Raw genomic sequence first — 25928 nt, forward strand, 5'->3', positions numbered from 1 at the left:
CCCATGTCCTCGTCATCGCCCAAACCGGCTGTAGCCACTGAATTCACTGCCCGTGTGAGCAGATTTGGCGGTGCAGTGTTTGTGCTGTTTCTGGCGGCGAGCTTTGCCTCGTCCCTGTGGTTGTTTGCCAGCGGCAAAATACAGATGCTTGCCCCCGACCTGAGCCGTGATGCGGTGCTGCATGGCGAGGTGACCCACAGAATTGCCAAGCAGTTGTCCGAGTCCGGCCTTGCACAAAAGGCGGCCGATCTGGAGCGTGGCGCCAGCTGGTTGCTGTTCCACGACACCGGCGCGCGGGTGCGTCCGGGCTGTGCGGGCTGGCTGTTTTTGACCGACGAAATGCGTATCAACCGTCATGCTCAGGTTAATGCTCAAACCAAGGCTGCAGCGGTGCGCGATATCCAGCAGCAACTGGCCAGACGGGGTATTGAACTGCTGGTGGCCGTGGTGCCGGACAAGAGCCGGATTGCCAGTGCGCAACTCTGTGATTTACGCCGCCCGGTGCAGTTGCAACATCGCGCCGAAGCCTGGGTTGAGGGATTGAACAAGGCAGGGGTGAGCGCTGTGGATCTCGCGCCAGTTCTTCAGTCTGTGGGCAGCGATGCCTATCTGCGCACTGATACCCACTGGAGTGAAGCCGGGGCCTCGGCGGCAGCCATGGCCATTGCCGTGCAGGTACAGGCAATGGGGATCAGCGCCACGCCGCACAAGGATTATGAAACTGTGCTGCAAGACCTGTCGCGTCGCCCGGGAGATCTGGTGCGACTGGCCGGTCTTGAATGGTTGCCAGTGGGGTTGCAACCCGCAGTAGAATCGGTGGCGGCCAGCTGGTTCAGTGAGAAAGCCGATTTATCCCAAAGCGATGCTGACAACCTGGATGATCTGTTTGGCGATGACAACCTGCCCAACGTTGCCTTGATCGGCACATCGTTCTCGCGCAACTCCAACTTTGCCGAGTTTCTGCAACAGGCCCTTGGCGCACCGATAGGTGACTTTTCCAAGGACGGTGGCGAGTTCTCCGGTGGTGCCAATGGCTACTTCAGCAATCCTGCCTTCAAACAGACACCGCCCAAACTGGTGATCTGGGAAATCCCCGAGCGTGATTTGCAGACGTCTTACAGCAAGCCAATAAAACTGTAACCCGTAGCAGCTGCCGCAGGAACGAGGCTGCGTCCGGCGACGCAGTCGCCGCAAAATCAGGCACTGCGGTGTGCCAGGTAAACCCGACTCGCAGGGTTTACGGTCGCTTCGCAACCGAACGCAGCCTCGTTCCTGCGGCAGTTGCTACGGACGGTCAGCCAAGGTGCTAGTCTGGTGATCAGACACCTGCCCATCACGGTCACGCTACCATGCCCGCAAGCCCGTCAACACACTGCGCTACACCCCGGTTCTGGCGGGACGCGCAGTTGCCCTTTATCGAAGCGCGCTCCATCGCCGATGGCCGTAAGGTCTGCTATGCCCGACACTCCCACGAGATTTTCTCCATCGGCGCCATCACCTCCGGCTGCTGCACTTACCTGCATGAGAAAACCAGTCACGGTATCAGCGTCGGCACGGTGGTGTTGATGAACCCGGGAGATGTCCACGCCTGTAATCCGCTGGACGACCAGCCATGGTCCTACGTGATGCTGTATGTCGATGCGCAGTGGCTGGCAGGCATTCAACAGGCGTTTGACGATCAGGCCAGCGGGGTGTTCCAGCCCCTGGCGGCCACCCACACCCGCTCGCCGGGGTTGTTCAATGGCCTGACCGCCCTGTATGCGCAGCTGGTCGACCCGCACCTCGAGGGGCTGGCCAAGCACGAGTCGGCGGTCAAGTTCTTTTCAGCGATGCAGCAGGAACTGGGCGGCCCGCTGGTGCTTCGCAAGAGCGCCAATGCACGGGTGGAGCGCGCCGCCAAATTTATCGACGAGCATTTCTTGCACACCATTCGCCTGCAGGATATCTGTGCCGCCGCCAGCCTGTCGGAGGCTTACCTGATCCGTGCCTTCGAGCTGCGTTACCATATGACGCCCCACGCCTATCTGATCAATCGGCGCATTCAACATGCCCAGGCGCAACTGCGCGAAGGGGCGTTGATCGCCGATATCGCCCAGCAAACCGGTTTTGCCGATCAGGCGCATTTCCAGCGGGTGTTCAAAAAACACCTCGCGGCCACGCCCGGGCAGTACAAGGGCTAAAACCACAGCAAGGACACCGCGCAGCCCACCAGCATGGCCGCCATGCCGCGATTGAACAGGCGGATGCGCCGGGTGCTGTGCAGGTAACGGCTCAGAAAGGCGCCGGTGTAGGCCCAGCAGGCCACTGACAGGTAGCAGACTACAAAGTAGATCAGTGCAAATGCCCAGATCAGCGTGGCTTCGCCCCCCGAAACAAACGCGCCCATACCTGCAACCGCCGCCAGCCAGGCTTTGGGGTTGAGCCATTGCATGGCGGCGCCGGTAAAAAACGATGGCTGCCGGGCGTCCCCGCCAAACTCGATGCTGCCGTTATCCATCGCCAGTTTCCAGGCCAGGTACAACAAAAATGCCATTCCGGCCCAGCGGATCAGGTCGGTGAGGATCGGCCACTGCTTGAGCACTTCATGCAGGCCAAAACCGGTAAACAGCAGCAACACCACAAAACCGACGGTGGCCCCCAGCACATGGCGCAGACTGGGCCCCAGGCCGAACTGCATACCCGAACTCAGGGCCACCACATTCACCGGCCCCGGTGAGATGGAAGCTGCCAGGGCGAACGCCGCCATTGAAATCAGCACGCTCATCGTTATTGTTCTCCGCTCCAAGGTTGAGCCCTGAGATTATGGGGCGCGGACCCAAGCGTATTGAACAAAACTCCCCTGTACGGAGGCATCTTGCGTTTATGAAATTTAATCTGTATTTTTTCATGAAAATAAATGATTTAAATTTCATGGCGGCCCGGGATGAACAAGCAAGAAGAGATGGCCGCCCTGGCCATCCTTATCCACGACCTGCGCAAGCACAAGAAGTACACGCTCAAGGAACTGGCCGATAAAATTGGCCGCTCCGTGGGTTTTTTGTCCCAGGTCGAGCGCGGCCTGTCCCAGCCCACGGTGGCCGACCTGACGGCCATCAGTGAAACCCTGGGTGTGCCCACCACCTATTTCTACAGTTTGCCCAAGCCCAAGCAGTTGCCCTGGGTGACCCGCCCGGACGAGCGACGCACGCTGTACCTGGGCAACGGCATCACCGATATCCTGGTCTCGCCACAAATCCGTGCGTCGTTCTCCATGCTCGAAAGTCTGCTGGAAGCCGGCGCCAGCAGCGGCGAACGGCTTATGACTGACAGCTCGGAGCAGGGCGGCTATGTCATTGAAGGGCAATTGACCCTGTGGCTGGGCGACGACGCTGAGCCTGCCACCCTCAATGCCGGTGACAGTTTCCAGTTCGACAGCCATACGCGCTGTCGCTACGCCAACCTGACACAGCAGCTTGCCCGCGTGCTGTGGGTTTACACCTGATAACAACAAAGGAACCTTGAAGATGGATGCTGCCTGCTCTGATCTGCTGGCCGAAGTGCGTGCGTTTCGTCAGCGCAACCCCGAGGTGCGTTATGTCGACCTGATCTCCCTGGATATCCCCGGGCATTTCTACGGCAAGCGTTACCCCATCGACATGCTGGAAAAAGTCGCGGCCGGCAGCGTCCTGAAACTGCCGCAGAACTGTGTGTTGCTAGGGGTGCAGGGCGGATTGTTCAAGATAGGCGACTATTGTTTCAACGACGGCGACCCGGATGCCGTGCGGCGTCTGGTACCGGGCACGCTCAAGCCGGTGACCTGGGAAGACAAGCCCCTGGGCCAGATGCTGATCACTTCTGACGGCACTGAACAGCCGATCGTCTTTGAGCCCCGCGAAGTCCTGGCCCGGGTGCTGGCCCGGCTGGCGCGCAAAGGCATTCGCCCGGTGGTGGCGTTCGAGCTGGAGTTCTACCTGTTCGACAAGAAGCTGCGCGATGGCTTGCCGCAGTTCCCCCGTGATCACTTGAGCGATGATGCCGACGATCAGCCCACTATGCATATCGAGCGGTTATCGCGCTTTGCCCCGGTGCTGGATGACATGGTCGATGCGGCCCAGGCCCAAGGGATTGATGCCACCGTGATTACGGCCGAGCTGGGCCCGGGGCAGTTCGAAATCAATTTCGCTCACCTCGATGACGGTTTGCGAGCCGCGGACTGGGCGGCGCTGTTCTGTCGCAGCACCCGCGGGGTAGCGCTCAAGCATGGCTATCGCGCCAGCTTTATGGCCAAACCCTACCTGGAGCACCCGGGCAGCGGCATGCATGTGCATGTCAGTCTGTACGACGCGGGCGGCAACAACTTGCTGGCGGCCAACCAGCAGCAGCCCTTGCGCCACGCTATCGGCGGTTGCCTGGAATTACTGCCGGCGTGCATGCCGATATTTGCACCTAACCACAATGCTTTTCGCCGCCTGGGCGGTACGACCAATATCGCCACCCAGGCCAGTTGGGGGTATGAGGACCGCGATGCGTGCTTGCGTATCCCGGAGTCGGACAGTAAAAACCTGCGGGTCGAGTATCGCCTTGCGGGCGCTGATGCCAATCCGTATCTGGTATTGGCGGCGATTCTGGTGGGGCTCGAACACGGGCTGGAAGCGGGCAAGGAGCCGATCCTGCCCCTGAACGAAGACCGCAGCAGCGGCATCGCCTTCCCGCTGGACATGCTTGAGGCCGTGCGCGCCATGCAGCACCAGCCGCAGCTGCGTGAAGGGCTGGGCGGCGAATTTGTCGATGTGTACTGCGAGAACAAGCGCCAGGATCATCTGGCCTTTATGCAGGAAATCAGTGCCCGGGAATATCGCTGGTTTATGTAAAAAACCATACAAGAGTTTTTGATCGCAACAATGCCTACTCCTGACAGCAGGTTTTCAGGTGAGAGCTGCTATACCTAATGATCAAATCAGATGCTGGTCAGTCAGGGCGATGAAAAATACAAGGTTCAATAGAGCTGCAACGGCTTTGCCGCTGTTGCTGTTCGTGCAGGTGGCACATGCTGATCAGCCTGCGGACTCACAATGGTTATTGCTGGCCAGCCCCTTTGTCTGGGCGCCCTCCATGAGCGGGCAGGCGGCGCTTGGCGGGGTCAATACCAAGGTTGATGTTCCGTTTGCGGATGTCTGGGAAAACCTGAGCACGGTATTTATGGGCAATCTGGAATTGACCAATCGCACACTGGGTTTTTATATCGACGGCGTCCACGCTAAAACCGATCAGTCCGAACGGGTGTACGGGCGCAAGGTGGGCCTGGCGATCACCCAGAGCACCCTGGCTGTCGGCACCTATTATCGGGCCTATGAGTATGAGTTGGGTGGCCAAACGATTTTTGGCGAGCCGCGCACCTGGCGTGTCGAACCTACGATCGGTGTGCGCTGGACCAAGCTGTCAACCAAGCTGGACATTGACTCGCTGGGGTTCAGCACCAAGAAAAAAACCGAGTGGACCGACCCGTTCGTAGGGCTGCGCATGCAGGCTGACCTGACCGACCGCTGGACCCTGTCCGGTGAAACCGACACCGGCGGGCTGGATACCTCCTCGAAGAAAACCTGGAACGCTCAAGGGTATCTGGGCTACCGCATGTACCTGGCCGATCACCCCACGATCATCCGCGTCGGCTATCGGGTTCTGGCGCAAAATTACCGCACCACCGACTTTACCGGCAACAAGTTCAAGTACGACGTGACCCAGCGCGGCCCGGTACTGGGCCTGTCCATGCGCTTCTGACAAGTACCGAGGAGACAAGGGAATGCAACTGCTCAAACACACCCGCAACCTGACGCTGGCCCTGGCGGGCTTTATGCTGGCGCTGCCGGTGGCTACTGCCTGTACCCGCCTGGTGTATCTGGGGGACAACGACAGGGTGATTACGGCGCGTTCGATGGACTGGAAAACCGACGTGGCCACCAACCTGTGGATCTTCCCCCAGGGCATGCAGCGCACAGGTGAAGTAGGGCCGGGGTCGCTGAAGTGGACATCAAAGTACGGCAGCGTGATTGCCAGCGGCTATGACATTTCCACCACCGACGGCGTCAACGAAGCGGGGCTGTCGGCTAACCTGCTGTGGCTGGTCGAGTCCGAGTACCCGCCGGTCAATCAGGGTAAACCGGGGCTGAGCATTGCCGCCTGGGCCCAGTATGTACTGGACAATTTCAGCAGCGTTGCCGAAGCGGTGGCGGTGCTCAAGACTGAACCCTTTACCGTGGTTACCGCCAATGTGCCGGGTGAAAGTCGCCTGGCGACCTTGCATCTTTCAATGTCCGATGCATCGGGTGACAGCGCCATCATTGAGTTTATCGATGGAAAGCAGGTGATCCACCATGATCGCAGCTATCAGGTCATGACCAACTCCCCGGCGTTCGATGCCCAACTGGCCATGAACGCCTACTGGCAAGCCATCGGCGGGACGGTAATGCTACCGGGTACCAATCGCTCGGCGGACCGTTTTGCCCGGGCCTCGTTTTACGTCAATGCGGTGCCGAAAAACCAGGACTCGCGCTTGTCGCTGGCCAGTGTATTCAGCGTGATCCGCAACGTTTCAGTGCCGTATGGCATCACCACTCCCGGCGAGCCGAATATTTCCTCGACGCGCTGGCGCTCGGTAATCGACCACAAGCAGGGGCTGTACTTTTTCGAGTCGGCCATTACACCAAACACCTTCTGGGTGGACTTGAACAAGATCGATTTCACCAGGGCTACAGGCGCGGTCAAAAAACTGGATCTGGGCCCGGACCAAAGCACCATTTACTCCGGGGAGGTTTCAAGCCGCTTCAAGGCCACTCCGGCCTTCAAGTTTGAAGGGGCGTAAGGGGTTAACCCTGTTCGGCTGTGTGCTCCGGAACCAGACGAATTTCTACGCGTTGGCCTAATGCCCGTGCGGCGCTGGCCAGGGTGGCCAGGGTCATGCCTGGGTCATTCTGGTCGAGCGCCCGATCCACCGCCGTGCGGCTGGTATGCATGCGGTCGGCCAGGTTTTTTTTGCTGACGTGCTGCTCTTTCATGGCCTGGGTTATCTGCCAGGCAATAACGCGTTTGAGTGCGGCGGCCGAAACCTCTTCTGCAAGGCCTTGTTCCGAGAGAAAGTCGTCAAAGTCGGAGCCGATATGGTTATTCATGCGCTGTACCTCGTAGTTTTGCATGGCGCTGCCTGGCGGTTTGCAGATCCACCGCCGGGGCTTTCTGACTTTTCTTGATAAATCCGTGAAGCAGGATCATCTGTGAGCCGATTACCGTAAAGATTATACGGGCAATGACGCCATCCAGATCAGAGCGAACTTCCCACAGTTTTGGCTCCAGTTTGCGAACAACCGGCATGCCAATCGGCCAGCCAAGTTGCACGGTCTTAATATCGGTGCCAATCAGTCGTCTTTGCTCGCGCCCAAGGCCGATTAACCATTCGCGAACGGGTTCGTTACCGGCTTCGGTGCGAAAAAATGCAACCGTCAGGATGGGAGGGATTCCAGTCATGAACTTGAGTGTACCTAAAATGGTACATCTATCAAGCGCGCCTGATCTCCAGATGACCAGTGGCTCAAGCCCGTGCGATCACCTGTCGTGCTTTTAAAACGTCTGCCCCATGGAGAACTGGAACACCTGTGTTTCTGCATCTTCCGGTTTGCGGATGGGCAGCGCGAGGTTGACGCTCAGCGGGCCCATCGGGCTGTACCAGGTCACGCCCACCCCTACGGAACTGGCCATCTGGCTGAGGTCCACGCCGTCACAGCCGGTGGTGGTGCTCAGGTAGCATTTGTCCGAGTACACGCTGCCCACATCCCAGAACAGCGAGGTGCGCAGGGATTTGTTGTCCTTGATAAAGGGCATCGGGAACAGGTACTCGACCCCGCCGGTGATCATGATATTGCCGCCTAGCGCCTCGGTGTCGCGGTCGGAGTAGTACGCCTGCCCGGCGCTGCTATAGGTGCCGGTGGCCGGGGTGTTGCGCGGGCCCAGGGTGCCGCTTTCAAAACCGCGCACCGTGCCTTCACCGCCCGCAGTGTAGTTTTCATAGAATGGCAGGCCATCGGTGGAGCCATAGCCGTTGCCGTATCCCAGCTTGGTGTGAAAGCGCAGTGAGGTGGATGCACTGACGGGCAGGAAGGTCTGGCCGGTGTAGTCGATCTTGTAGAAGCTCAGGTCGCTGCCGGGCACCGTGACCATCAGGTTAAGGTTTTGCGCATATCCGCGGGTAGCCAGGATGCCCTTGTTCAGGGTCGATTCCGACCAGCCCAGGTTGGCCTTGAAATTGGTAAATTCCTTGCCTTCGCGGTCGATAAAATCATAGATCTCGTCGGCACTGTAGGTGCCGGGCTCGATGCTGTCGTGCTGCGCGGTGAGGCCGAAACTGATCCGTGAGGTTTCATTGATCGGGTAGCCCAGGGTGGCACCGGCGCCATAACTGTTGATCGAGTAGTACGACACGCCATCGTCGTAGTAATCGTTGTAGTCGGTCTTGTTGTAGAACGCGTTGTAGCCAAGGCTGACGCCATCCTTGGTGAAGTACGGATCGGTAAAACCGATGTTGTACTTGCTCTGGTACTCGGAGCGGGTCAGGCCCAGGCTGGCGGAGTTGCCCGTGCCCAGAAAGTTGTTCTGGGTGATAGAACCACCAAGAATCAGGCCGGCACTCTGGGCAAAGCCGACGCTGGCAGTGATCGAGCCGGAAGACTGCTCTTCAACGCTGTAATTGACGTCAACCTGATCGTCGACTCCCGCCACCGCCGGGGTCTCGACGTTGACTTCCTTGAAGTAACCCAGGCGCTCAAGCCGCGTTTTGGACTGGTCGATCAGGTAGGTCGAAGCCCAGCCGCCTTCCATCTGGCGCATCTCTCGGCGCAAGACCTGGTCTTCGGTCTTGGTATTGCCGCGAAAGTTGATGCGGTTGGCATAGGCGCGCTTGCCCGGGTCGACCACGAATTCGATATCTACCGTGTTGCCGTCCTTGCTCGGGACCGGCACCGCGTTGACGTTGGCAAAGGTATAGCCTTCGTTGCCCAGGCGGCGGGTGATCAGGTCCGAGGTGGAGGTCATCAGCTTGCGCGAAAATACCTGGCCCTTTTGTACCAGCAGCAAGGCGTGGATCTGATCTTCGGGTACTTTAAGGTCACCGCGCAGCGTAATGTCGCGCACGGTGTATTTGGCGCCTTCGCTGATATTGACGGTAATGAAGACCTGCTTTTTGTCCGGGCTGATCGACACCTGGGTCGACAGGATTTCCATATTGATATAGCCGCGGTCCATGTAGTACGAGCGCAAACGCTCCAGATCGCCGGACAGTTTTTCCCGGGCATACTTGTCATCGTTCTTGAAGAACGACAGCCAGTTGCTGGTCTTGAGGGTGAACTGATCGTCCAGCTCGGCCTGGTCGAAGACTGTATTGCCCACCACATTGATGTACTTGATCGCGGCCACTTCGCCTTCGTCGATCCTGATCTTGAGGCCGACGCGGTTGCGCGGCTGGGCCACCACCTCGGCGTCCACCGCGGCCGAGTAACGCCCTTGGGCTACGTACTGACGCAGCAGCTCATTGCGTACACCTTCGAGCGTGGCGCGCTGGAACACTTCGCCTTCGGCCAGCCCCGATTGCTTGAGGCCTTTCATCAGGTCATCGGTGGAGATCGCCTTGTTGCCCTCGATGTCGATACTGGCAATGGACGGCCGCTCGACTACGGTGATCACCAGGACGTCGCCGTCGCGGCCCAGCTGGATATCTTGAAAGAATCCGGTCTTGAACAGTGCGCGTGTGGATTCCACCAGTTGCTGGTCATCGACCTGTTCGCCAACGTTCAAGGGCAGGGCACCGAACACGCTGCCGGCGGACACCCGCTGCAGGCCGTTGATGCGGATATCGGCAATCTTGAAGCCCTGGGCGTGGGCCAGTGAGGCATTGAGCAGCAGTGCAACCGAGCAGAGCAGGCGCGCAAAATTCATGTAGATCATTTATCCAGGACACATCGACAAACAGCACAAGCAGGCTGGTGGAGGTCCAGCATAAAAGCTCGGGGCGTATGGTGCGGTTAACCGAGTGTCAAGTTAGGTAAAGGTTGGCCGCAGGCAATGACGCTGCGGGCCGCAAGGACGATAATGCCTAGCCCCCCCTTCAAGAGTTCGCCATGATCCGTGTATTGCTCGTCGACGATGACCAGGAACTGACCGGTTTGCTCAGTGAGTATCTGGAGCGCGAAGGCTTTGAAGCGACTGCGGTGCATACCGGCGAAGAGGGCGAGGTGCAGGCTTTGTCCGGGCAATTCAGCATTGTGGTGCTGGATGTGATGCTGCCGCGACTGTCGGGGATCGAAGTGCTCCGGCGCATTCGCGCGCGCAGTCAGGTGCCGGTGGTGTTGCTCACTGCCCGTGGCGACAACATCGACCGCATCACCGGCCTGGAGCTGGGTGCCGATGACTATGTGCCCAAACCCAGCTCGCCGGGGGAGCTGGTGGCGCGTTTGCGCGCCATCATGCGCCGGGTGCAGCCGGCGGAGCTGGCCACCACCGAGGTGATCAAGACCGGCCCGCTGGTGTTGTGGCCCGGCAAACGCCAGGCGCTGTGGCAGGGGCGGGAGCTGGGAGTGACCAGCACCGAGTTCAGCCTGCTCGAAGAGCTGGCCCGCAGTGCCGGGCAAGTGGTGAGCAAGCAGGACTTGTCGCTCAATGCCCTGGGCTGCCCGTTGACCCGCTATGACCGGCGTATCGACGTCCATATCAGCAGCATCCGCCAGAAGCTCGGCCCGCGACCAGATGCCAAGGCGTGGATCCAGAGCGTGCGCGGGCTCGGCTATCTGTTGATCGCGGAATGATGAAACCCAGCCGGCTGTTCTGGAAACTGTTCCTGGCCTTCTGGCTGGCCACCAGCCTGACGTTTTTTGTCGGTATCGGCATTATCACCTTGAGCCGCCAGGGCCCTGGCAACCCGCATCTGGATACCATTCTTGAAAGCGAAGAACAGTTGCTGCGCCAGTTTGGTGTCGAGGCCGGCAAGCAGTTGCTGCAGGTATGGCACCACCCCGATGACGAGGCCATTGCGGTGTATGACAGTGGCGGCCGACTGCTGGCCGGGCTGCCGATCGTGAATCCGGCGTTTGAGCGCACGGTGATCAGCAAGGAAGGCCTCACGCTGTCGCTCAGGTCGACGCGGGTGCCCGGCAATGGCGGTGGTGGGGAGGGCGGACCGGGGCTGATGCCATTGCTTATCGGAACCGTGATGAGCGCGCTGTTCAGCAGCTTTATGGCGTTTTACCTGGCCTGGCCGTTGGCCTATTTGCGTCGGGCGATGAGCGATGTGGCCCAAGGGCGATTCGAAACCCGGGTAAAGCCGTTTATGGGCGCGCGGCGTGATGAAATTGTCGACCTGGCCGAAGACTGCGACCGTATGGCCAACCAACTCAAGCTGCTGGTTGATGCCCAGCAACACTTGTTGCATGACATCTCCCATGAATTGCGTTCGCCCCTGACACGCATGCAGGCCGCCATCGGGTTGTTGCATCAAAACCCGTCCCGCGCCGATATGGTCGAACGCATCGAGCGCGAATCGCAGCGCATGGACACCCTGATCGAAGCCCTGCTGACCCTGGCCCGGGTGCAGGGGCGGCCCGAGAGCATCGCACGCGAGCCGGTGGACATCATCGAGTTGTTGCACTTGATAGTCGAAGACGCGCAGTTCGAAGCGGGCATCAAGGGTTGTCGGGTGATCCTGGAAGGGTGCCCGTCCTTTGTCAGCCGGGTCAGTGGCGAGTTGTTGTATCGCTGCTTTGAGAACGTGATCCGCAATGCAGTGCGCCATACCCGTGCCGACAGCACGGTGCTGGTAATGGCTGAAGCCAGCCCGGCGGGCCACTGCCTGACAGTACGGATCAGCGATCAGGGTCCGGGTGTTGAAGAATCGCGGTTGCAGCGGATTTTCGACCCGTTTGAGCGGGGTGTCAGTGAGACGGGTAGCGGTTTTGGCCTGGGTCTGGCGATTGCTTCAAGGGCGGTGGAAATGCACGGCGGCAGCATCAAGGCGAGCAACCTGCCGGGAGGCGGCTTGAGCGTGGCAATCACCTTGCCGCTGTAGATACTCTGTTGCAGGTCAAGCCCTATTGTGGGAGCGAGCCTGCTCGCGAACGACCTTCGCGAGCAGGCTCGCTCCCACAGTTGCAGTGTTCCTGTAGATACTACGGGATCGCCGGGGATCTTTACACGAAATTACATTGCCTTGACGGCCCTGTACGCCATGCCCCCGTAGACTTTACCGCTCAATATCGAGCGGAGTTGGGCATGTTTCTGGTGCATAAAAAAGGGTTCGTTGCCGGCAAGAAAATGGTTGATGGCCTGGTGCCTTATGACTTTTTTTGCGAGGACAATCCGGCCATCAATCTGTTTGTGTTTACCGGTGCCGGCGCGTTGGGCAAACCGGTAGAAGAGCAGACGCTATGGGGCTTTACCCGCCTTGAACGCTTTGAAGCGCTGAGCAGTACCCTGGTCGCCAACAAAAAGAACCAGGGCTGGTTTCAAAGCGTCAATGTGCTCACCGGGCCCGCACAGAACGGCACCCAGACAGTGAAGTTCCAGCGGGTGCTGAAGATCATCAAGCATGTCAGCGTCAACAATCGCGTAGCCAGCAAGGCGGGCTACGAGATCCTGACCGAAGAGGGCGACACCTACTTCACCCTCAGGCATGCAGCGGGGCATAGCGCCCAGACCGTGATTTACGCCGCCGATCAGTGACCCAGCGGATTGCGGCTGTGGCTGCCGTTGACCAGACGCTCGATACCCAGCGGGTTGGCGTTTTTCAGCGCATCCGGCAGCAGGCTGTCAGGGTAGTTCTGGTAGCACACCGGGCGCAGGAAACGGTCGATGGCCAGGGTGCCGACCGAGGTGCCACGGGCATCTGACGTCGCCGGGTAAGGCCCGCCATGCACCATCGCGTCACACACCTCGACACCGGTAGGGTAGCCATTGAGCAGCAGGCGCCCGGCCTTGTGCTCCAGCACGGGCACCACCTCGGCGAAGGCTTCAAGGTCGCCAGGTTCAGCAATCAGCGTAGCTGTCAGCTGCCCATGCAGGCTGTGCAGCGCTTGCAGCAACTGCGCCTTGTCCGCGACCTCGACCACCAGGGTGGTTGGCCCGAAGACTTCCTCCTGCAACACCTCGGCACCACCGATCAACAGGCTGGCACTGGCCTGGAACAACTGCGGGCTGGCCTGGTTGCCCTGTTGCGGCGCACCGGCAAGGTGGCGGATGCCATCGACCTGGGCCAGACGCTGGATGCCTTTGCTGTAACTGGCCAGGCCCCCGGCGTTGAGCAGTGTTTGCGCCGGTTGAGCACTGAAGAACTGGCCAAGCGCGTCGACAAAGGCGCTGAATTCGGGGGAGCGGATACCCAGTACCAGACCGGGACTGGTACAGAACTGCCCGGCGCCAAGCATCACCGAACTGCCCAGCTCCTGTGCGATCTGCTCGCCACGCTTGAGCAGTGCCTGGGGTAATACCAGCACCGGGTTGATGCTCGACATCTCGGCAAACACCGGGATTGGCTGGGGTCTGGCGGCGGCCATATCGCACAGGGCGCGACCACCGGACAACGAACCGGTAAAGCCGACGGCCTGAATCGCCGGGTGCTTGACCAGCGCTGCGCCCACACCCGCGCCGAAGATCATATTGAATACACCGGCGGGCATGTCGGTGCGCTCGGCAGCGCGCACTATGGCCAGGGCAACTTGCTCAGCAGTTGCCATATGCCCGCTGTGTGCCTTGAACACCACCGGGCAACCTGCGGCCAGTGCCGAAGCGGTATCACCGCCAGCGGTGGAGAACGCCAGCGGGAAGTTGCTGGCGCCAAACACGGCCACCGGGCCCACCCCGATGCGGCATTGACGCAGATCTGCGCGCGGCAGGGGCTGACGGTCCGGTAGCGCCTGATCGATGCGTGCGCCATAAAAATCGCCGCGCCGCAGTACGTTGGCGAACAGACGCATCTGCCCGCTGGTGCGTCCCCGCTCGCCCTGGATCCGGGCGGCAGGCAGGGCGGTTTCGCGACAGACGATGGCAACAAAGTCGTCACCCAGCGCGTCTATTTCTTCGGCGATAGCTTCCAGAAACTCGGCCCGGCGTGTGGCCGGCAAACTGCGAAAGGCCGGGAAGGCGGTATTGGCCGCGCTGACGGCGGCATCCACTTCGGTTTCGGTGGCCTGCACAAACGCGTATGGCAATGCCTCGCCAGTACTGGCATCCACGCTGTACAGGTGAACGGTGCCGGCGCCGCTGCGCTGACCGCCAATAAAGTTCTGGCCGGTGATGGGGAACATAGGGATTTCCTTTAGGTGGGAAGGCAGAGACGCGCTGTTGCCAGACGAATCATGTCGCCGCTGACGAGCGCAGCGAGGCTGCGGCAAGGCCCGAAGGGCCTTGAACAGGCAGGGGCCGCTAGCAGCCTCGCTGCGCTCGTCAGCGGCTACAGGGGATTGCCACCCAAGTACAGGCAGTGGCAGCGTTTTCGCTGCCTGTTGTCGTTATAAGTTGCACCGCAGTTATCCCGATAGCGAGCCATAAGGGCTCTTTCAGGCGACCACTGTAGGTTTTGTCGGGGGCACTGCCCAATGACGAATATTGATTGACCGATAACCAGCGCTCATCCCTCAGGCGCGCGCGGCATCCCAAGTGCTCATCACCTGGGTGATCGCAGCGTCCAGTACGGCATGGGCTACACCATCCCGGGCCAGGGTGGTCAGGCCCAGCAGAAAACTCTCGAACACCGTGGCCAGCGCTCTCGGATCAGTCTGGGCGGCAAGCTCACCCTCGCGGATGGCGCGCTCGACACAAGCCATAAACCCGGCCCGGTTACGCGCCCTCGCTTCGGCCAGAGGGGCGCTTATCGCCACCGCTTGAGCTGAACTGGCACTCATCAGCCCCAGAGCGACCAGACAACCCCGTGGGTGACCCGGCTCACATTGCATTTTGGCGGAGCTGCGCAACGTTCGCTCGATCGCTTCGCGTGGGGGCAGGTGAGTGTCGAGCAGGCTTTCGGTGACCCTGCCATGGCTGTTCAGGTAGCGCGTCATGACCTCTTTGAACAGCGCCTCCTTGGAGCCGAAAGCTGCGTAAAAGCTGGGCGCGGAAATGCCTGAGCCCATATTGGCCTTGAGCTGGCTCAGCGATGTCGAGTCATAACCGTGCTCCCAGAACAGGTGCATGGCCTGGGTGATTGCCGCGTCCCGATCAAATGTGCGCGGGCGTCCCATCTGTGCCATTTGAGTCTCCTTCGTAGCGAGATATAAATACTAGTCGATACAAAAGTCATTGACCAATATTTCCCGTCGCCCTACATTTGTACCTATCGATACATAACTAGCAGGAGCAGGGCATCCATGGGCAAAGAGCAAAACACCACTGAGCGATTACCCATGGGCGCGCTGCTGGCGCTGGCCATGACCGGTTTTATTTGCATTGTTACCGAGACCTTACCCGCAGGCCTGTTGCCGCAAATCAGCAGCGGCCTGCAAGTGTCATCGGCGCTGGCGGGGCAGATGGTTACGGTCTACGCGCTGGGCTCCCTGCTGGCGGCGATCCCGTTGACCATCGCGACCCAGGGCTGGCGGCGTCGCAACGTACTGCTGCTGACGATTGTCGGGTTTCTGCTGTTCAATTCGATTACCGCGTGGTCGTCTCAGTACGGCGTGACCCTGATTGCACGTTTTTTTGCCGGCGCATCAGCCGGGTTGGCCTGGAGCCTGCTGGCAGGTTATGCGCGGCGCATGGTTGCCCCGCAGTTGCAGGGCCGGGCCATGGCGGTGGCGATGGTGGGCACGCCGATTGCCCTGTCACTGGGTGTGCCATTGGGCACCTGGCTGGGTGCGCTGGTAGGGTGGCGTACGGCATTTGGCCTGATGTCGGCCTTGACCCTGGTGCTGATGGCCTGGGTAGTGCTCAAGGTGCCTGATTACCCAGGGCAGTCTGCTTCGCAACGTATCGGTTTGCGACAGGTGCTGCTGACACCGGGAGTGCGCTCTGTGCTTGCCGTGGTACTGACCTGGATGCTGGCGCACAACATGCTCTACACCTATATCGCGCCTTTCGTGGCATCGGCGGGCCTTGCCGATAAGGTCGATATTGTATTGCTGGTCTTCGGATTGGCGGCGCTGCTGGGAATCTGGCTGACCGGGCGACTGGTAGACCGGCATCTGCGCAAGGCAGTCATGGCTTGCCTGGCGACATTTGCTGCGATTTCGCTGCTGTTCGGTTTCTTCTCGCAGTCGGTGGCTGTCGTATATGCAGGGATTTTTGTTTGGGGGTTGTCCTTTGGCGGTGCCGCCACCCTGCTGCAAACCGCTCTGGCCGATGCGGCAGGCGAGGGCGCCGATGTTGCGTTGTCGATGAACGTGGTGGTGTGGAACAGCGCCATTGCCGCGGGGGCATTGACCGGTGGCATATTGCTCGATCAATTCGGGGTGAACGTCTTCCCCTGGGTGTTGCTGGTGTTGTTGCTGGTCGGGCTGGGGATCGTGTTCAGTGCCCGTGCCCATGGTTTCCCGCAAGGGCACCGGCAGGCGGGGGCGGCGGTTGTCGGTCATTAGGCCGATAGCCGTGTTGGTCAGGCAGCGACTACCAATCGTGCCCGGTTTCCAACGCGTTATCAGCTGACCTGGCCACCACCTTCAAGTACATCATCTTCGGTATTCAGGGCCGTGATTACGGCGATGCGCAACCCTTCCACCTGGGTGGCCAGTGCCATAGACGGGCCACCAGCCACCACCGCCTGTTGCGGCAGAGGCGGGACGTGGATAAAACCACCGCGTACGCCGGTCCCGGCCAATGCATGCTGTAGGCAATAGAACACCTGATTGCAGACAAAGGTGCCCGCCGTATGGGAAACCGACGCGGGAATCCCGCCGGCCCGGATCGCCCGCACCATTGCCTTGAGCGGCAAGGTACTGAAATACGCCGCTGGCCCTTGCGCCACCACGGGTGTATCGATCGGTTGATAGCCAAGGTTGTCAGGGATGCGGGCGTCGTTGATATTGATCGCTACCCGCTCGATGCAGATGTCCGTGCGACCGGGGCCAAGCCCGACGGCGATCACCAGCGTCGGGGTGAACTCCTGCAGAAGTTGGCTCAGTCGCTCGGGCGCTCCGGCAAACGTACAGGGCAACTGACGGGCGATGATCTGCGTATCGTCCTGCAAGGTGCCGTCCAGAAGGCGTACGGCCTCCCAGGACGGGTTGACGGTGTCTTGGTCGAACGGTTCGAAACCGGTCAGCAGTACAGTGCGCATGCTGTTCTCACATCAGTACGTAAAGAAGCACGATATTGACCACCAGCATCATCAGAGCGGTGGGCATTTGAGCCTTGATCACGGCGTATTTGTCCGGCAGCTCCAGCAGGGCCACGGGCACGATATTGAAGTTGGCTGCCATTGGCGTCATCAGCGTGCCGCAGTAGCCGGAAAACATGCCGATTGCCGCCATGACAGCCGGGTTGGCATCGTAGATGCCGACCAGTACCGGCACGCCGACCCCGCCGGTCATGACCGGGAATGCAGCAAAACCGTTGCCCATGATGACCGTGAACAGCGCCATGCCCAGCACGTAGACCATCACCGCTACCAGGCGATAGTCCATGTTGATATAGGCGGTGGTGACATGAGCAACGGCGGTACCGACCCCGGCGTCATTGAACAGCAGGCCAAGCATGGCCAGCATTTGCGGCAGCACCATGGTCCAGCCCAGGGCTTCGGTCAGGCGGCGCGATTCACGCAGGCCTTGCAGCGGCGTATCACGGGTCAGGATGCAGGCCAGAACCAGGGCCACCATGCAGCCGATGCCCAGGGACACGAACGTGGTGTTTTTCGGGTCAAGCAGCGGTACGCCACCGATCTGGGTGTTTTTCAGCAGGATCGAACCGATCACGGTCACCAGCGGAATCGACAGGGCCGGGATAAACAGCTTGTGCCCCAGACGGCCAGCACTGGCCCGTGCAGCCTTGACATGCAACTCGGCGTGGGTGCCTCGGCCAACACCGCCAATGCCTGCAATGCCGGCCATGACCAGCACGCCAATACCTACCACGAACGGCGAAAGGCGATCGCCAATCAGGAACACCATGGCGAACAACGCCCAGAACAGGCCACTGGTCCAGCGTTTGGGGTGGGTGCGGTCTGTCAGGATCATGCCGGCGGTGATCAGCAGCAGCACACCGGCCAGCCAGTAGAAGTACTCAATAGAAATAATCATCGTGCCAGCTCCTGAGCTGCGTCAACTTCTTCCCGGACAACTTCGGCCATGCTGCGCTCCAGCATCAGGTCAAAGCGATACAGGCGCAGGGCATGCACGATAAAGGCGCAAATCGCCGTCGGAATTCCCCAGAAAGCGATGTGCAGCGGCTCGACATCAAGCCCCGAACCCAGCAGGAAGGTGTGCATCAGCGCGATTGCGCCGAAGGCCACAAACACGTCTTCACCAAAAAACAAACCGATGTTGTCGGTGGCGGCACACATGGCCAGGACTTTCTGCCGCACAGGAGCAGGCAGCTTGCCGTACTTGTTCTCGGCTGCGCCCTCGGCCATCGGGGCCAGCAGCGGGCGGACCATTTGCGGATGCCCGCCCAGACTGGTCAGGCCTACAGCAGCGGTGGTCTCACGCACGAACAGGTACATAATCAGCAACCGGCCGACCGTTGCGCGCTGGAAGCTGGCGATCCAGTTTTGCGCGTGCAGGCGCAGGCCGTGACGCTCCAGCAGGCCGATCACGGCCAGGGGCAGCAGCAGAATCAATTGCAGGGCGCGGGTTTGCAGGAAGCCTTCGCCCATTTCACTGATGATTTTTTCCAGCGGGAAGTTGGCAGCAAGGCCGGTGACGATAGCCGCCGCGCTGACCACCAACAGTGGGTTAAAGCGCAGCACAAAGCCGATGATGATGACGAACACGCCAATCAAGGGCCAAAGGTTTACGACGGTTTGCATGAGGGGGCAATCCCTTTAGCTGATTGCCGCAGCACCAGGGCAGGCTGGTGAGGGCAAGTCGAAAGCGGTCAGGCACACTTTCGAAAAATCGGTACGCTGCCGGACTCAGCGTGTTTTTTTATTGTTGAGACCCTATGGGCCTCATTGCCCGATATGGTTGGTGGCTTTGGGTTGTGCGTCCAGTCAATAAAAGTTGTCACCCCCGAACAGAAAAGTTTTATCAATCACCGACTTAAGCCGACTGGCCTGTCCCTGCGGCAAGGGTTTACAGTGCTGCCCTGGTTTTGATTGGGTGGGGCGTCCTGTATGAACATGCGATTTCTTCTGACATTCGTCTGGGTAGCGCGCCTTGGCAGTTTTCGGCTGACCGCCGAAAAGTTATCCAGTACCCAGGCAGCCATTTCGAGCCGTATTTCAGTCCTCGAAACCGAGCTTGGCGTGCAGTTGTTCCAGCGCGATTCCCGTGGTGTCAACCTCACCCGTGAAGGCCATCAGGTGCTGGGTTACGCCGAAGAAATGCTGGCCACCCAGCAACGCCTTCTGCAATCGCTGGGGCAGGCGGACAGGTTTGCCGGACGCCTGCGCATCGGCGTGATGGACACGGTTATCCATAGCTGGCTGAGCGATCTGATCAGTGCGCTGAGCCGCGACTACCCCCAGGTAGAGGTTGAACTGACCGCCGATACGGCGCTGAACCTTAATGAACAATTGCTTAAAGGTCAGCTGGACCTGATTTTTCAGACGGATTTATTGCGTGCCGACGGCGTGCGCAATGTACAACTGGCCAGTTACCCGTTGAGTTGGATTATGGCCAAGGACGCAGCCCTGAACCGCAGCTACCGTGACCTGGCGGATCTTTGCGAGGAGCGCTTGCTGACCTTTTCACGCTTGTCGCGGCCGCATCAGGACATGCTCAATTTTCTGCACCAGCACGATATTGCCGCGCCACGCATCAGCTGCATCAACTCGGTGGCGGCGATTATCAAACTGGTGGCGGACGGCTTTGGCATCGGTGCCCTGCCGCCGGTACTGGTCAGTCGCGAATTGCAGAGCGGGGCCATGATTGCGTTGCCGATCGAGACTGCACCGGGCTTTGCGGTATACGCCAGTTGGCGCACGGGGGCGGGGCTGGAGCTGAATGAGGCGGTGGTCAACCTGAGTCAGGCGGTTGTTGCCGAGTACCAACACAGCGTTGAGCCTGGGCATTTTGTGCTGCCGGGCATCTGATCCGTATTTTTTCGCGTTATCTGCACCTGTTATGTGTGCAGTTTGCGGCGCAAAATTTCCTCCAACCTTCCGAGACAGACGAGGACGCGACTACACAGCAGTACCTGTGTGTGGTCGGCAGCTGTTCTGCGCCTGTTTTATGACGAACGACTGACGGGGAAACATCATGAACAAGATGGCTTGGTTTTTGGGCGGTTTTTTGGTGCTGACCATCGGCATCGGTATTTTGGCGACAATTCCGCCGGGTTGATAAATGCATGATGTGATGTAGCCGCTAAAGAGCGGAGCGAGGCTACGACCGCTCGCGAAGCGATCGTAAGACCTGGACACGCGGTTGATCAGAAGCATCGCATGCACTGATTTCACGACGGCTCCGCCGCCGGTCGCGAGCCTCGCTCCGCTCATCAGCGGCTACAACGCCTGATTGATATCCGCCAGCAAATCGGCGACATCCTCCAGCCCCACCGCCAGGCGCACCAATCCTTCACTTATTCCGTGTCGTGCCCGTTCCTCCAGGGTGTAGGTGGAGTGGGTCATGCTCGCGGGATGCTGCGCCAGTGACTCGGCCCCCCCCAGGCTGACCGCACGGCTGAACAATTGCAGGGCATTCATAAAGCGCTGTCCTGCAGCCATGCCGCCCTTGAGCTCAAAGGCAATCATGCCCCCCGGCAGTTTCATCTGCCGGGACGCCAGCTCGTATTGCGGGAAAGAGGGCAGGCCGGGGTAGGCCACCCATTCCACGGCAGGGTGATCCTGCAACATATGCGCAATGGCCTGGGCGCTGCTGCAATGGCGATCCATGCGCAGGGCCAGGGTCTTGATACCGCGCATCAGCAAATGCGCATCATGGGGCGACAAGACTGCCCCGGTCAGGTCCTTCAAGCCTTGCAGACGGATCCGGTCAGCCAGGAGCTGGCTGGTGACCACCATGCCAGCGGTGATATCACTGTGCCCGCTCAGGTACTTGGTGGCCGAATGCACCACCACGTCGGCGCCCAGTTCCAGTGGACGCTGCAGATAGGGCGTGCAGTAGGTGTTGTCGATCACCACGAGCAGGTTGTCATGTGTGTGGGCAATCCGCGCTACGGCAGGGATGTCCACCAGTTGCATGTTCGGATTGGCCGGCGTCTCGAAGTAGATCATGCGGGTTGCAGGGCTGATCGCGGCTTGCAGTTCGGCCGGGTTGGCCATGTCCACATGTTTGACTACCACCCCGAATTCACCGATGCCGTGGTGCAGCAGGGCAAAGGTGCAGCCATACAAGGTGCGGTTGACGATGATTTCATCGCCGGGCCGCAGCAGGGTCCAGAATGTTGCGGCGATCGCGCCCATGCCGGAACTGAACGCCACACCCGCTTCGCCGTTTTCCAGCGCCGCCATGCGTGCTTCCAGCAGGGCCAGGGTGGGGTTGGAAATGCGGGTATAAAAATGCCCGTGCTCTTCACCGGAAAAGCAGCCTGCGCCGTATTCGGCCGTGGCAAAGGCAAAGGTTGAGGTCATATAAACAGGGGGGATTACCGCGCCGTTGTGTTCCAGCGGGTTATAACCGTAGTGGATGGCGCGAGTAGAAAAGCCGAAGTTGTTGTTCTTATCGTTCATGGTGAACTCTCCGATATTTCCTACAATGCTATGCTTTAAATGAACGTGGAAAATTCCAAATTTACCTGTAAATACACCACTTACCAGAACAAAAAACCGCCACGCTGACCGCTAGGGGCAAAACATGCCAAACGCTCTGGACAGAACCGATAAAGCCTTGCTTTGCGCACTGCAGGGCAATGCCCGACTTACCGTTGCAGAGTTGGCCGAGAGTGTCTCACTGACCACCTCGCCGTGTTGGCGACGGGTCAAAATGCTGGAAGAGAGCGGGATCATTACGGGCTATCAGGCGGTTCTTTCGCCAAAGGAACTGGGATACGGGGTCACGGCGTTTGTCAGCATCATGATGGCCTCTCACTCGCAAGAACTGGCCAGAAGCTTTGAACAACGGTTATTGGAAATTCCCGAAATCGTCGCGTGTCACAACGTGTCGGGTCGTTACGACTTTTTATTGGAAGTCGTGGCCAGGGATCTCGAATCCTTTGGCGAATTTGCCCGTGAAGTCCTGCAGACATTGCCCGCGGTCAAAGAGATTTACTCGAGTTTTTCGTATAAGTCGGTCAAGCCAAGGCGAGAGGTGCCTGTTGAAGGTTGAGTGCATCAAGGGTGCATTCAAGTCTTATCTGTAAAATAACTTTTCGATGAGTTGTAAGTGTTTTCTTTGAGTAGAGTAGTTCTGGCCTGATTACTCTTTTGGTGACGGCAGGTGCGTGGCTTTAGTGCTTGGCTTTTACTTTTAATTACATTGATTAAGAGTAAATCCTCATGTTGAGCCGCGAAGTAATGCTCCAGCTGTTCCCCAAAAGTACGGCCTGCGTCGATCTGTATTTGCCCCTTGTGCAGGCCGTTACCCGTCAAGTGTTGATCAATACCCCCCGACGCCTTGCTGCATTTCTAGCTCAGGTAGGCCATGAAAGTGCAGGGTTCACGGTACTTGTCGAAAACCTTAATTACAGTGCCGGTGGCCTCGCGGCCACCTGGGGCTCCCGCTTTGCGCAGAAGGATGGCGAAGGTCAATACATTACCGTAACGGACGGCAATCGCTCCCGGCGCGTACCCAATGCTGACGCGCTTATGCTTCAGCGCCGGCCGCAGGCAATTGCAAACCGGGTCTACAGCAACCGCCTGGGCAATGGCTCAGAGGCGTCGGGGGAAGGCTGGTTATATCGGGGCAGGGGATTGATTCAAGTCACCGGTAAAACCAACTACTGCCAGTGCAGCCAGGGGTTGTTCGGGGATGAGCGCTTGCTCACCAGCCCGCAACTGCTGCAAGAGTGGCAATGGGCAGTGGCGTCGGCGGGCTGGTACTGGAACTCGCGCAGTATAAATACCCTGGCAGACGGGGAGGATTTCGAACGCGTGACAAGGGCTATCAATGGTGGTCTCAATGGTCACGCCCAGCGTGCGGCGCTATACCGCAAGGCACTGGTTTTATTGCACGCCTGAGCGGTTCAATCAGGCCATAATGCCCGCGCAGTTTGTTCGCAGCCATCAGGAGCCATAGATCAGTGATGTTCGAGATAAAGCCGATTAACCCCGAGACATATCGTCAGCAAACTCGCCGCAGTACGCTGTATATCGCGTTGACGTTTGTCTTGCTGGCGCTGCTGTTGTCAGGTGTGCTGGTCATGGTTTTGGGTGTCGCCGGTGGCGACAATTTTCGCCTGAATCTGGCCGGGGTCATTGTTGCCCTGATCACGACCTTCCTGCTGGTGCGCTACCTGTTCTGGTCTCAACCCTGGATGGCGCCCGCAGTCTACGGCTGGCAACTCAAGCGTAGCCTGATGAAGGTCACCAATGTCATGCATCACGTAACGGCGGGAGTCATGGCGGGGGATGTGGCGGCGATGAAGCTGCTGCGCTTCTATCATCTGGGCGTGACCCAGATGTACCAGCTGGACGCCAATTCCAGCGCGTTAAGCCAAATGGTTCGCGAGATCGATTTGCACAAGGCACGTCTTGAAGCACTGGGCATCGACACCGGGCAGACCCGGCTCGATCCGCAGTGGATTGATGCGGTGAAAAAGTTTGCGCCGCTGAAGTAATGCTGCTCACCAGATCTGCTGTGTTTGTGTGGAAGCGAGCCTGCTCGCGAAGTTCGTAAGTGATAGCCTGTTTTTACGGGATAATTGCGACGATCTGGAGGTCTTCGCGAGCAGGCTCGCTCCCACCGTTGGGGCACGCGAGCCTTATGGGTGGGGTTCAGCTTACGACGCGATAGCACGGCTCATAGGCCGCACCGCCTGGCAGTTTCATACGGTGCTGCTCAACAAATGCCTGCAGCAGTTTGTCCAGAGGTTTCATCACGGCAGCGTCACCGTGGATCTCGTAAGGCCCGTATTGCTCGATCAGATGGATGCCTTTCTCTTTTACGTTACCCGACACAATCCCGGAGAAGGCCTGACGCAGGTTGATGGCCAATTCATGTGCTGGCATGTCGCTGCGCAGTTTCAGGCTGGCCATGTTGGCGTGGGTCGGGTCGAACGGGCGCTGAAAGCCTTCGTCGATTTTCAGTAACCAGTTGAAGTGGAAAGCGTCGTTGCGCTCGCGGCGGAATTGTTTAACCGCCTTGAGCCCGGCGGTCATATGACGGGCCACTTCGGCCGGGTTGTCGATGATGATCTGATACTGCTGTTGCGCTTCTTCACCCAGGGTAGCGCCGACAAACTCATGCAGTTGCTGCAGATAGGGTTCGGCTTCCTTGGGGCCGGTCAGGACAACCGGGAACGGCACATCTTTGTTCTCCGGGTGCATCAGAATGCCCAGCAGGTACAGGAATTCTTCTGCCGTGCCAGCACCGCCCGGGAAGATAATCACCCCGTGACCGACCCGCACAAAGGCCTCAAGACGCTTTTCGATATCCGGCAGAATGACCAGTTCATTGACGATGGGATTCGGCGCTTCGGCAGCAATGATGCCCGGCTCGGTCAGGCCCAGATAACGGCCACCGGTCAGACGTTGTTTGGCGTGGGAAATGGTGGCGCCCTTCATTGGCCCTTTCATCACACCGGGACCGCAGCCGGTACAGATATCCAGGCTGCGCAGGCCCAGTTCGTGGCCGACCTTTTTGGTGTATTTGTACTCTTCGGTATTGATGGAGTGGCCACCCCAGCACACCACGATTTTCGGTTCGACGCCCGGGCGCAACGTGCGGGCATTGCGCAGCAAGTGGAACACGTAGTCGGTGATGCCCGCCGAGCTGCTCAGGTCAATGCGTGGGCTGTCCAGGCCGCTCTGGGTATAGACGATGTCGCGCAGGGCGCTGAAGAGCATTTCACGGGTACTGGCGATCATTTCGCCATCGACAAATGCATCGGCAGGGGCGTTGAGCAGTTCAAGCCGCACGCCGCGGTCTTGCTGGTGAATCCGCACCTCGAAGTCCTGATAGGCCTCAAGGATGGTCTTGGCGTTATCGACGTGAGCGCCGGTGTTGAGGATAGCCAGTACGCACTGGCGGAAAAGCGTGTAACTGGTGCCTGAGCCAACCTCGCTCAGCTGTTGTACTTCACGTTGGGAAAGTGTTTCCAGGCTGCCTTTCGGGCTGACCGAGGCGTTGATGACTTGTCTTTGGACCATTGCGAGCTTCCTTGAGCGGGGTCGAAAAATTGCTTGGCGCAGCTTTTGAATTCATGTCATCAGTGCGAGCGAGGCGTCCCGACTCTTGCGTCTTTGGATTGCATTTCTGTAAGCATAGTAGCCTTGGTCCTGTAATTAAAAGAGCCGCAGTTAACTCCAGTTACAGTACCAGCAGTGAGCACGGCAGCGATAAGGTAACCTCGCAAGTCACTGAAACAGAAAATGGACGGGCAGATGATCATCACCACCACACACAGCATTGACGGCAGAAAAGCCACTGAATACCTGGGGATTGTCAGTGCCGAATCGGTTCACGGCATCAATGTGGTACGAGACTTTTTTACCGGAGTACGCGACTTTTTTGGTGGACGCTCTCAGACGCTGGAGCGAGCACTGAAAGAAGCGCGAGCAGAGGTCACGGACGAAATTCGAGACAGGGCCAAAGCCATGGGAGCGGATGCGATTATGGGGCTGGGGTTTGAAATCAGCATGCCGTCAGGGCGTGGCGGCATGCTGGTGGTGTTTGCCACGGGCACGGCTGTGCGCTTGAACTGAGGCACCAGGA

The 25928-nt window shown here is 59.2% G+C and carries 26 protein-coding genes; 15 read left to right on the forward strand and 11 right to left on the reverse strand.

Annotation, left to right across the window (positions count from 1 at the left end):
- Nucleotides 1-3 precede the first annotated feature (3 nt).
- Both ACP7BE_RS01140 and ACP7BE_RS01145 read left to right on the forward strand, forming a co-directional pair.
- Nucleotides 4-1140: an alginate O-acetyltransferase AlgX-related protein gene (locus ACP7BE_RS01140; RefSeq protein WP_426104337.1), complete on the forward strand. Its 1137-nt coding sequence runs from the start codon at nucleotides 4-6 to the stop codon at nucleotides 1138-1140.
- 209 nt (nucleotides 1141-1349) lie between these two features.
- Entirely contained in the window at nucleotides 1350-2180 is an 831-nt protein-coding gene (locus ACP7BE_RS01145; RefSeq protein ID WP_426104339.1) for an AraC family transcriptional regulator, read from the forward strand.
- On the opposite strand, the gene ACP7BE_RS01150 is transcribed toward ACP7BE_RS01145, so the two are convergent.
- Nucleotides 2177-2764 carry a LysE family translocator gene (locus ACP7BE_RS01150; protein WP_426104341.1) on the reverse strand — a complete coding sequence of 196 codons (588 nt, stop codon included), beginning with the start codon at nucleotides 2762-2764 and terminating at the stop codon, nucleotides 2177-2179. The genes ACP7BE_RS01145 and ACP7BE_RS01150 overlap by 4 nt on opposite strands.
- A gap of 159 nt (nucleotides 2765-2923) precedes the next feature.
- Here ACP7BE_RS01150 and ACP7BE_RS01155 point away from each other — a divergent pair, with 159 nt between their 5' ends.
- From ACP7BE_RS01155 to ACP7BE_RS01170, 4 genes are all read left to right on the forward strand, one after another.
- Nucleotides 2924-3481 (forward strand): helix-turn-helix domain-containing protein, encoded by a 558-nt coding sequence (locus ACP7BE_RS01155; protein WP_095002329.1) that lies wholly within the window; start codon nucleotides 2924-2926, stop codon nucleotides 3479-3481.
- 22 nt (nucleotides 3482-3503) lie between these two features.
- Nucleotides 3504-4850: a glutamine synthetase family protein gene (locus tag ACP7BE_RS01160; protein WP_095002330.1), complete on the forward strand. Its 1347-nt coding sequence runs from the start codon at nucleotides 3504-3506 to the stop codon at nucleotides 4848-4850.
- A 145-nt stretch (nucleotides 4851-4995) separates the two neighbouring features.
- A complete protein-coding gene (locus ACP7BE_RS01165; RefSeq protein WP_095002331.1) occupies nucleotides 4996-5757 on the forward strand; it encodes a hypothetical protein in 762 nt (253 codons plus the stop codon).
- A gap of 22 nt (nucleotides 5758-5779) precedes the next feature.
- Nucleotides 5780-6838, forward strand: coding sequence for a linear amide C-N hydrolase (locus ACP7BE_RS01170; RefSeq protein ID WP_095031856.1), 1059 nt, complete (start codon nucleotides 5780-5782; stop codon nucleotides 6836-6838).
- Between the two features lie 4 nt (nucleotides 6839-6842).
- Here the strand turns inward: ACP7BE_RS01170 and ACP7BE_RS01175 are convergent, their stop codons facing one another.
- From ACP7BE_RS01175 to bamA, 3 genes are all read right to left on the reverse strand, one after another.
- Nucleotides 6843-7145 (reverse strand): XRE family transcriptional regulator, encoded by a 303-nt coding sequence (locus ACP7BE_RS01175; protein WP_165484571.1) that lies wholly within the window; start codon nucleotides 7143-7145, stop codon nucleotides 6843-6845.
- Complete coding sequence (locus ACP7BE_RS01180; protein ID WP_095002334.1) at nucleotides 7138-7497, reverse strand: type II toxin-antitoxin system RelE/ParE family toxin; 360 nt, start codon at nucleotides 7495-7497, stop codon at nucleotides 7138-7140. The genes ACP7BE_RS01175 and ACP7BE_RS01180 overlap by 8 nt, the downstream gene beginning before the upstream one ends.
- A gap of 93 nt (nucleotides 7498-7590) precedes the next feature.
- The gene (gene bamA, locus ACP7BE_RS01185; protein WP_426104345.1) at nucleotides 7591-9957 is read right to left on the reverse strand and encodes an outer membrane protein assembly factor BamA; all 2367 of its coding nucleotides are present in this window, start codon (nucleotides 9955-9957) and stop codon (nucleotides 7591-7593) included.
- A gap of 182 nt (nucleotides 9958-10139) precedes the next feature.
- Between bamA and ACP7BE_RS01190 the strand changes: the two genes are divergently transcribed.
- The 3 genes from ACP7BE_RS01190 to ACP7BE_RS01200 all read left to right on the forward strand — a co-directional run bounded on the left by ACP7BE_RS01190 (nucleotide 10140) and on the right by ACP7BE_RS01200 (nucleotide 12732).
- Entirely contained in the window at nucleotides 10140-10823 is a 684-nt protein-coding gene (locus ACP7BE_RS01190; RefSeq protein ID WP_095021175.1) for a response regulator transcription factor, read from the forward strand.
- Nucleotides 10820-12079, forward strand: coding sequence for an ATP-binding protein (locus ACP7BE_RS01195; protein ID WP_146541122.1), 1260 nt, complete (start codon nucleotides 10820-10822; stop codon nucleotides 12077-12079). The genes ACP7BE_RS01190 and ACP7BE_RS01195 overlap by 4 nt, the downstream gene beginning before the upstream one ends.
- Nucleotides 12080-12282: 203 nt before the next feature.
- Complete coding sequence (locus tag ACP7BE_RS01200; protein WP_095002338.1) at nucleotides 12283-12732, forward strand: hypothetical protein; 450 nt, start codon at nucleotides 12283-12285, stop codon at nucleotides 12730-12732.
- Here the strand turns inward: ACP7BE_RS01200 and ACP7BE_RS01205 are convergent.
- Nucleotides 12726-14312 (reverse strand): aldehyde dehydrogenase (NADP(+)), encoded by a 1587-nt coding sequence (locus ACP7BE_RS01205; RefSeq protein WP_426104348.1) that lies wholly within the window; start codon nucleotides 14310-14312, stop codon nucleotides 12726-12728. The two genes, ACP7BE_RS01200 and ACP7BE_RS01205, sit on opposite strands and share 7 nt — an antisense overlap.
- 330 nt (nucleotides 14313-14642) lie before the next feature.
- Entirely contained in the window at nucleotides 14643-15254 is a 612-nt protein-coding gene (locus tag ACP7BE_RS01210; RefSeq protein ID WP_426104350.1) for a TetR/AcrR family transcriptional regulator, read from the reverse strand.
- A 117-nt stretch (nucleotides 15255-15371) separates the two neighbouring features.
- On the opposite strand from ACP7BE_RS01210, the gene ACP7BE_RS01215 reads away from it, so the two are divergent.
- Nucleotides 15372-16577: an MFS transporter gene (locus tag ACP7BE_RS01215; protein WP_095002341.1), complete on the forward strand. Its 1206-nt coding sequence runs from the start codon at nucleotides 15372-15374 to the stop codon at nucleotides 16575-16577.
- A 59-nt stretch (nucleotides 16578-16636) separates the two neighbouring features.
- On the opposite strand, the gene pcp is transcribed toward ACP7BE_RS01215, so the two are convergent.
- The 3 genes from pcp to ACP7BE_RS01230 are packed head-to-tail and all read right to left on the reverse strand — an operon-like array spanning nucleotide 16637 to nucleotide 18961.
- Nucleotides 16637-17275 carry a pyroglutamyl-peptidase I gene (gene pcp / locus ACP7BE_RS01220; RefSeq protein ID WP_153379937.1) on the reverse strand — a complete coding sequence of 213 codons (639 nt, stop codon included), beginning with the start codon at nucleotides 17273-17275 and terminating at the stop codon, nucleotides 16637-16639.
- A 7-nt stretch (nucleotides 17276-17282) separates the two neighbouring features.
- Nucleotides 17283-18233 (reverse strand): DUF979 domain-containing protein, encoded by a 951-nt coding sequence (locus ACP7BE_RS01225; RefSeq protein ID WP_095002343.1) that lies wholly within the window; start codon nucleotides 18231-18233, stop codon nucleotides 17283-17285.
- Complete coding sequence (locus ACP7BE_RS01230; protein ID WP_426104353.1) at nucleotides 18230-18961, reverse strand: DUF969 domain-containing protein; 732 nt, start codon at nucleotides 18959-18961, stop codon at nucleotides 18230-18232. The genes ACP7BE_RS01225 and ACP7BE_RS01230 overlap by 4 nt, the downstream gene beginning before the upstream one ends.
- A 306-nt stretch (nucleotides 18962-19267) precedes the next feature.
- Here ACP7BE_RS01230 and ACP7BE_RS01235 point away from each other — a divergent pair, with 306 nt between their 5' ends.
- Nucleotides 19268-20188, forward strand: a complete 921-nt coding sequence (locus ACP7BE_RS01235) for a LysR family transcriptional regulator (protein ID WP_426104355.1) — start codon at nucleotides 19268-19270, stop codon at nucleotides 20186-20188.
- Between the two features lie 411 nt (nucleotides 20189-20599).
- Here the strand turns inward: ACP7BE_RS01235 and ACP7BE_RS01240 are convergent, their stop codons facing one another.
- Nucleotides 20600-21787: a methionine gamma-lyase gene (locus ACP7BE_RS01240; RefSeq protein WP_426104357.1), complete on the reverse strand. Its 1188-nt coding sequence runs from the start codon at nucleotides 21785-21787 to the stop codon at nucleotides 20600-20602.
- A gap of 124 nt (nucleotides 21788-21911) precedes the next feature.
- Between ACP7BE_RS01240 and ACP7BE_RS01245 the strand changes: the two genes are divergently transcribed.
- The 3 genes from ACP7BE_RS01245 to ACP7BE_RS01255 all read left to right on the forward strand — a co-directional run bounded on the left by ACP7BE_RS01245 (nucleotide 21912) and on the right by ACP7BE_RS01255 (nucleotide 23832).
- Nucleotides 21912-22382, forward strand: coding sequence for an Lrp/AsnC family transcriptional regulator (locus ACP7BE_RS01245; RefSeq protein ID WP_095002348.1), 471 nt, complete (start codon nucleotides 21912-21914; stop codon nucleotides 22380-22382).
- Nucleotides 22383-22552: 170 nt separating this feature from the next.
- The gene (locus tag ACP7BE_RS01250) at nucleotides 22553-23233 is read left to right on the forward strand and encodes a glycoside hydrolase family 19 protein (protein ID WP_426104359.1); all 681 of its coding nucleotides are present in this window, start codon (nucleotides 22553-22555) and stop codon (nucleotides 23231-23233) included.
- 65 nt (nucleotides 23234-23298) lie between these two features.
- Nucleotides 23299-23832, forward strand: a complete 534-nt coding sequence (locus tag ACP7BE_RS01255) for a DUF3087 family protein (protein WP_095018825.1) — start codon at nucleotides 23299-23301, stop codon at nucleotides 23830-23832.
- Between the two features lie 157 nt (nucleotides 23833-23989).
- Here the strand turns inward: ACP7BE_RS01255 and ppnN are convergent, their stop codons facing one another.
- Nucleotides 23990-25363: a nucleotide 5'-monophosphate nucleosidase PpnN gene (gene ppnN / locus ACP7BE_RS01260; RefSeq protein WP_095002351.1), complete on the reverse strand. Its 1374-nt coding sequence runs from the start codon at nucleotides 25361-25363 to the stop codon at nucleotides 23990-23992.
- 222 nt (nucleotides 25364-25585) lie between these two features.
- Here ppnN and ACP7BE_RS01265 point away from each other — a divergent pair, with 222 nt between their 5' ends.
- Nucleotides 25586-25918, forward strand: coding sequence for a YbjQ family protein (locus ACP7BE_RS01265; protein ID WP_426104362.1), 333 nt, complete (start codon nucleotides 25586-25588; stop codon nucleotides 25916-25918).
- Nucleotides 25919-25928 lie beyond the last annotated feature (10 nt).

This window comes from Pseudomonas sp. TWR1-1-3 (genome assembly GCF_049896805.1).
GTDB classification, from domain to species: Bacteria; Pseudomonadota; Gammaproteobacteria; order Pseudomonadales; family Pseudomonadaceae; genus Aquipseudomonas; species Aquipseudomonas bubulae.

What these genes read in the sequence shown, in the direction of transcription:
- ACP7BE_RS01240 (WP_426104357.1), bottom strand. Translation starts at nt 21,787, where the DNA reads ATGAACGATAAGAACAACAACTTCGGCTTTTCTACTCGCGCCATCCAC.
- ACP7BE_RS01245 (WP_095002348.1), top strand. Translation starts at nt 21,912, where the DNA reads ATGCCAAACGCTCTGGACAGAACCGATAAAGCCTTGCTTTGCGCACTG.
- ACP7BE_RS01230 (WP_426104353.1), bottom strand. Translation starts at nt 18,961, where the DNA reads ATGCAAACCGTCGTAAACCTTTGGCCCTTGATTGGCGTGTTCGTCATC.
- ACP7BE_RS01170 (WP_095031856.1), top strand. Translation starts at nt 5,780, where the DNA reads ATGCAACTGCTCAAACACACCCGCAACCTGACGCTGGCCCTGGCGGGC.
- ACP7BE_RS01225 (WP_095002343.1), bottom strand. Translation starts at nt 18,233, where the DNA reads ATGATTATTTCTATTGAGTACTTCTACTGGCTGGCCGGTGTGCTGCTG.
- ACP7BE_RS01250 (WP_426104359.1), top strand. Translation starts at nt 22,553, where the DNA reads ATGTTGAGCCGCGAAGTAATGCTCCAGCTGTTCCCCAAAAGTACGGCC.
- ACP7BE_RS01150 (WP_426104341.1), bottom strand. Translation starts at nt 2,764, where the DNA reads ATGAGCGTGCTGATTTCAATGGCGGCGTTCGCCCTGGCAGCTTCCATC.
- ACP7BE_RS01210 (WP_426104350.1), bottom strand. Translation starts at nt 15,254, where the DNA reads ATGGCACAGATGGGACGCCCGCGCACATTTGATCGGGACGCGGCAATC.
- ACP7BE_RS01205 (WP_426104348.1), bottom strand. Translation starts at nt 14,312, where the DNA reads ATGTTCCCCATCACCGGCCAGAACTTTATTGGCGGTCAGCGCAGCGGC.
- ACP7BE_RS01215 (WP_095002341.1), top strand. Translation starts at nt 15,372, where the DNA reads ATGGGCAAAGAGCAAAACACCACTGAGCGATTACCCATGGGCGCGCTG.
- ACP7BE_RS01155 (WP_095002329.1), top strand. Translation starts at nt 2,924, where the DNA reads ATGAACAAGCAAGAAGAGATGGCCGCCCTGGCCATCCTTATCCACGAC.
- ACP7BE_RS01265 (WP_426104362.1), top strand. Translation starts at nt 25,586, where the DNA reads ATGGACGGGCAGATGATCATCACCACCACACACAGCATTGACGGCAGA.
- bamA (WP_426104345.1), bottom strand. Translation starts at nt 9,957, where the DNA reads ATGAATTTTGCGCGCCTGCTCTGCTCGGTTGCACTGCTGCTCAATGCC.
- pcp (WP_153379937.1), bottom strand. Translation starts at nt 17,275, where the DNA reads ATGCGCACTGTACTGCTGACCGGTTTCGAACCGTTCGACCAAGACACC.
- ACP7BE_RS01140 (WP_426104337.1), top strand. Translation starts at nt 4, where the DNA reads ATGTCCTCGTCATCGCCCAAACCGGCTGTAGCCACTGAATTCACTGCC.
- ACP7BE_RS01190 (WP_095021175.1), top strand. Translation starts at nt 10,140, where the DNA reads ATGATCCGTGTATTGCTCGTCGACGATGACCAGGAACTGACCGGTTTG.
- ACP7BE_RS01255 (WP_095018825.1), top strand. Translation starts at nt 23,299, where the DNA reads ATGTTCGAGATAAAGCCGATTAACCCCGAGACATATCGTCAGCAAACT.
- ACP7BE_RS01235 (WP_426104355.1), top strand. Translation starts at nt 19,268, where the DNA reads ATGAACATGCGATTTCTTCTGACATTCGTCTGGGTAGCGCGCCTTGGC.
- ppnN (WP_095002351.1), bottom strand. Translation starts at nt 25,363, where the DNA reads ATGGTCCAAAGACAAGTCATCAACGCCTCGGTCAGCCCGAAAGGCAGC.
- ACP7BE_RS01200 (WP_095002338.1), top strand. Translation starts at nt 12,283, where the DNA reads ATGTTTCTGGTGCATAAAAAAGGGTTCGTTGCCGGCAAGAAAATGGTT.
- ACP7BE_RS01195 (WP_146541122.1), top strand. Translation starts at nt 10,820, where the DNA reads ATGATGAAACCCAGCCGGCTGTTCTGGAAACTGTTCCTGGCCTTCTGG.
- ACP7BE_RS01180 (WP_095002334.1), bottom strand. Translation starts at nt 7,497, where the DNA reads ATGACTGGAATCCCTCCCATCCTGACGGTTGCATTTTTTCGCACCGAA.
- ACP7BE_RS01160 (WP_095002330.1), top strand. Translation starts at nt 3,504, where the DNA reads ATGGATGCTGCCTGCTCTGATCTGCTGGCCGAAGTGCGTGCGTTTCGT.
- ACP7BE_RS01145 (WP_426104339.1), top strand. Translation starts at nt 1,350, where the DNA reads ATGCCCGCAAGCCCGTCAACACACTGCGCTACACCCCGGTTCTGGCGG.
- ACP7BE_RS01175 (WP_165484571.1), bottom strand. Translation starts at nt 7,145, where the DNA reads ATGAATAACCATATCGGCTCCGACTTTGACGACTTTCTCTCGGAACAA.